Annotated in this window: 2 protein-coding genes; both read left to right on the top strand. The window is 61.8% G+C overall.

Features of this window, described 5'->3' with window-relative positions; all coding sequences use genetic code 11:
• Positions 1–482 (top strand): penicillin-insensitive murein endopeptidase (locus DBR30_RS11380; protein WP_258224402.1); only part of this gene is annotated, 482 nt, incomplete at its 5' end.
• An 85-nt stretch (positions 483–567) separates the two neighbouring features.
• Positions 568–798 (top strand): LemA family protein (locus tag DBR30_RS21365; RefSeq protein ID WP_219927563.1); only part of this gene is annotated, 231 nt, incomplete at its 3' end.

Below are 798 nucleotides of genomic sequence, written 5' to 3'. Positions count from 1 at the left end.
CCTCCGGCCATCGCAGCCACCAGACTGGCCTTGATGCCGATATCTGGTTTCGCATGGCCAACCGCCCCATCAGCAAATGGGAGCAGGATGCCCCCAAGGAGTGGGCACTGATCGACGAACCCAGCTACAAGATGTTGCCGGGTCGCTTTGGCCCCCAGCAGCTCACCCTGCTGCGACTGGCGGCCAGCAAACCCGAAGTCGCCCGCATCTTCGTCAATCCGGTGATCAAATCCGCAGTCTGCCAGCAGGCAGGTAGCGAGCCCTGGGTCGCCAAGCTACGCCCCTGGGTGGGCCACTTCAGCCACTTCCACGTACGGCTGCGCTGCCCGGTAGGCAGCCCGGATTGCGAGCCCCAGGCTCCCATTCCGCCCGGCAATGGCTGTGGGGAAGAGCTGGCATCCTGGCTCAAAGACAAGCCCCAGTTGCCCAAGGTCTCCGGCATCAACAAGCGACCTGAGCTACCTGCGCGTTGTGGCAACTGACCCCAAGCTGGTATGGTGGTGCACGCTTGGTCGTACACCATCCATGGCGCACTATCGACTCGAAATACCAAAGGAGAACAACAAGATGGCCACATCACTCTGGCGCAGAACCACGCAGAGCCTGTTGACCCTGACCCTGCTGCTCGGCCTGACCGGCTGCGGCATGAACAATATTCCGACCCTGGACGAGCAGGTCAATGCGAGCTGGGGGCAGGTTGAGAACCAGTATCAGCGCCGTGCCGATCTCATTCCCAATCTGGTGGCAACCGTCAAGGGGTACGCCAGCCATGAGCAGGAGACCCTCAAGGCTGTCACC

This window comes from Aeromonas sp. HMWF017 (assembly GCF_003061465.1).
GTDB classification, from domain to species: domain Bacteria; phylum Pseudomonadota; class Gammaproteobacteria; order Enterobacterales; family Aeromonadaceae; genus Aeromonas; species Aeromonas veronii.
Note: the sequence above shows the minus strand (reverse complement) of the source record. Positions and strands in the feature narration are given on the sequence as shown.